Source organism: Pseudomonas rossensis (genome assembly GCF_039888995.1).
GTDB lineage: Bacteria > Pseudomonadota > Gammaproteobacteria > Pseudomonadales > Pseudomonadaceae > Aquipseudomonas > Aquipseudomonas rossensis.
In genome coordinates this window covers 1-3,527 of record NZ_JBBWCB010000256.1, presented here as the reverse complement: position 1 = coordinate 3,527, position 3,527 = coordinate 1, and the positions used below count along the sequence as shown (strand labels likewise).

Genomic DNA, 3,527 nt, shown 5'->3' with positions numbered 1-3,527 from the left:
ATCATAAGCTTAGAGGTAGCATTTTTCCGCACCGCATACATTTTCCCTTCGTTCTAGGATAGTAAAACCAGCACCTCAAAATAAATTGCGGAAAGAAATCGGGCTGCAGGGATCCCGCATTCGAAGGCAAGACGGACGGACGTCGGTCTGTAGAAATGGCTTTTGCTAGCTGGATCGCCGATCAGGTGGGCCATACCAACGGCAACATGATCCGTAAGCACTACGGAACCTGCATCAATGAGGACGGACCGGACGTGGTGGGCATGCTGCAACTGGCCCTGAAACTGTCACCGGTTACAGCTCTACACTGAATCAACTCAGGCCGACGCTTTCGGCAAAGCGCCATACCGCGGTCAAGCTGGACCAGGTGCGCAACGGCTCACGTCTTGAGCGCACCGGCACCCAGCGTGCGCCGCTGCCGCCCAGGCGAATCGACACCCCCCAATCGGGGCCGCCCGCGATCCTGGCCACCAGGCGAACCGAGTTGACGTTGGCCGGCGGCTCAGGCGTCAACTCGAATTGCCCGACATTGATCAGCAGCCAGCCGCCACCCGGTTCGTTGCAGGCGTCGATTATTTACCCCTGCACCATGTGCCCGTCAGGCGGGATCATCCGCGGCAGGTTGGCCGCCTTGGATCCTTGTAGATACTGCTGCAGTTCAATGCGGGCTCGCCCAGAGTCGGCATCGCTCAAGCGTACCGGACATTCGAGCGTCGTCAGCTCAATCGGTGCCTGCCCCAGGTAGCGGGCGATCACGGCGACGGTAGCCAAGCCCTCATAGACTTACGACATGAAGGGTGCTCCCTGTTCGAAGAAGTGGGCCGAATGCATCGACCAGACAGTAAGGGAATGGTAGACCAGCACGGTGGGGAGTAGTTTACACGGTCGCCAAAAAAGGCCCCCACACCTGCGCCAGGTGTGGGGGCCGATTGAACATAGGGCGGAATTCAATGTACCGGTCGTCAAAGACTGCAATCGCCCAAAAGGGCACATGCCATGCGACAGAAGTGCCCGAAAGATCCAGGACATTTCTGTCTCCCAACTGTTAAGTTTGTTATTTTGGAGCGACTAGAATGCGATATGGCAGGCATGCATGAAACACTGGACTGAGCCCAACGGAATACTTTTAATTCAAGTCCCAATCGATTGGCAGTACCTTAATTCAGGCCTTAGCGACTATGAAGAGAAGTCGCCTTACGGGTTTCAACCTTATGAAGACCCGTTAGGCTGCTTTCAGCTGAGTTGCTATCCGTTGAACGAACTTGCCCCCAGAATTGCCAAAGCCAATCCCAACGGAGTCAGAAAACTAAGCTGGAACGAGTCAAGGGAAGATAACTCCGAGTTTTGCACACATCTGTTTTTCGGCGCTTATTATGATCAAGCATTGATAGGTAAGTATATCTACGATGTAGGCCTTGAAGGCGACAAGAGGATTGCCGAACAGCTTGCAATCGTGAATAAAATTCTGAATTCGGTCGTAATAGTCCCCGAGAGTGATCGTAAACTGGCTGCAGACCTCGATAAGTTTGATCGATTTACAGGGGCTCTTGCAGCGTCATATGATCTTCTTTACTCAGCAATTGACGCTATGGCATTCATTGAGATCATTGCGATTGCAGCAAATCAAATAGATGCGCATTTAAGGTTGAGCTTGGTAATTGCAAAACAGCTGGAGGAAAAGACAGACAATATCGAAATTAGATACCTTTTCCAGGCAGATGGTGAAAAGGGCATATTGGAGAGAAAAGTCTTCGATGATGCTTTAAAATTTCAAGTAATTGATGTGGAGACTTTCGATAGTTTGAATGAGCTCTATAATTCGAGAAATCGCGTTATCCACCGATACATAATCTCAGATATAAGATCGCGTGATCTTGTCGCGATTGCTGGAAAATATTTGAGTGCTTTGGAAAAAACACGTTTAATCCTTCGCGACTTTGAACAGAAACAAGCGGTCGTGCCCTATGGGTTGTACGGAACGAAGTGTGGGAAAACCTCTATTACGGACGACGCTATAAGACGATTATATGCGAAAGCAAATGACAAACATCTTCTCGAAAAATATAAAAGAAGCATTAGTGACAGAAAAAGCCAACAAGATGCTACAGGTCACACTTGACCCGCTGTGCACTTTTTTGCAACGCAAAGCGGTCATTCCTCCAAAGCACCGGCCTGTGAGTCGGTGACCGCTTTCCATAGCGGCCCCTCGCAACAGGCAGCAATCGGCCGATTCTGTTGAAAAAGTCGGCCATAGTTTCCGGTGCAGAAAAGTATGCGTCTGAGATTGAAATCTTTACTTTCGACAGAGGTTACGGATGGGCAAAGGACGAAAACACCGTATTCTCTGGCCTGAAGCGGCCAGTGGGGACGGGAGAAGGGTTCGAATCCCTCGCTCAATTATGAAACGCCCCCCAAAACGGCCCCCAACTGATTGCAGTCAGTACATGCACCGCTGGAAACCGTGAAAACAGTGGGGCGGGCGAAGGGAATTAAGCCTCGTTTATCAGCTTGGGAAGCTGATAACGAGTTTGCGTGCGATTACTTTAGCTGTTTGACATAGCAAGGGTTATGTCAATTTTTGTAGAGTGGAAGTTTTTTTGCACTTTCGGTCCACTCAGTAATTTTCTCTGGGTGTGAGTCAAGATAATGGGTGATAGCCCCATCGGGGTTTGAAGTCTCATGAGACTCGGCCATAATTCCCTGCAAGTCGGCAAGGGGGATTTTGTAGTTTTGAAGGAAGTTCGCTGCTCGAGGAAAATCTTCACCGAACCCTTTGCGAGAAAGGGCATGTACGCCTTCAGCACCACCTAAAGAGCCCTTTGGATCTTCCAAATAGCGTAGGTTCCACTTTCCAAACATCCAATGAGGGGTCCAGGCTGTGGCAACGATCCAGTCTTTTTTAAGAATGGCTCGATCCATCGCAATAGTCATTGCAGTTGCGCTGCTAGCAGAGAGTTTGTAATCGACTAAGTTGTAATTTTTTATTGTTTCTTCGGACTTTCTCATTAAGCCTGCACCAGGGTCGATGCCTTGTATTGTTCCTTTAAATTTCTTTGCAACTTCGGGATTTTCCAAATCAGCGATTGTTCTTACTTCGTTAATCGGCACGTATTCTGGCACCACCCATCCAAGCTTCCCGCCATAGATTATGCCTAAATCATCAACACTATTTTTATACTTGTCCCAATAAGCAACTTGGGTGTTCGGTAGCCAAGCCATGAGCATAACGTCAAGCTTTTTAGTTGAGATGCTTTGATATTGCACGCCAAGTGCTAGCAGTGAGAGTTTTACTTTATAGTCGAGTTGTTGCTCTAGGATTTTTTTGGCCATATTTGTAACGATTTCAGAGTCCGGCTCTGAAATAAAACTCAATCGCAAGGCTTGATCTTCCCTGAATTCAGACTCCGTCGCTTGAACGCCTAATGACATTAAAGGTACCACTGCCAACGTCGCACACTTGAATACATACATAAAATCAAGCTTCATTTTAATCATCCTATTATTTTAGCTTTTGGGTGGTGTATGGA

At 48.4% G+C, this 3,527-nt stretch carries 3 protein-coding genes and 1 pseudogene; 2 read left to right on the top strand and 2 right to left on the bottom strand.

Features of this window, described 5'->3' with window-relative positions; all coding sequences use genetic code 11:
* Positions 1-155: 155 nt before the first annotated feature.
* A pseudogene (locus WLY71_RS30100) lies at positions 156-311 on the top strand (site-specific integrase); the annotation flags it as partial.
* Position 312: 1 nt separating this feature from the next.
* Here the strand turns inward: WLY71_RS30100 and WLY71_RS30095 are convergent.
* Positions 313-513: a hypothetical protein gene (locus tag WLY71_RS30095; RefSeq protein ID WP_347806479.1), complete on the bottom strand. Its 201-nt coding sequence runs from the start codon at positions 511-513 to the stop codon at positions 313-315.
* Between the two features lie 580 nt (positions 514-1,093).
* On the opposite strand from WLY71_RS30095, the gene WLY71_RS30090 reads away from it, so the two are divergent.
* Complete coding sequence (locus tag WLY71_RS30090; RefSeq protein WP_347806478.1) at positions 1,094-2,119, top strand: hypothetical protein; 1,026 nt, start codon at positions 1,094-1,096, stop codon at positions 2,117-2,119.
* A gap of 452 nt (positions 2,120-2,571) precedes the next feature.
* Here the strand turns inward: WLY71_RS30090 and WLY71_RS30085 are convergent, their stop codons facing one another.
* Entirely contained in the window at positions 2,572-3,486 is a 915-nt protein-coding gene (locus WLY71_RS30085; protein ID WP_347806477.1) for a glycine betaine ABC transporter substrate-binding protein, read from the bottom strand.
* Between the last annotated feature and the right edge of the window lie 41 nt (positions 3,487-3,527).

Bases quoted from the DNA above. Each gene is read 5' to 3' on its own strand.
- WLY71_RS30085 (WP_347806477.1), bottom strand. From the start codon at position 3,486: ATGAAGCTTGATTTTATGTATGTATTCAAGTGTGCGACGTTGGCAGTG.
- WLY71_RS30090 (WP_347806478.1), top strand. From the start codon at position 1,094: ATGAAACACTGGACTGAGCCCAACGGAATACTTTTAATTCAAGTCCCA.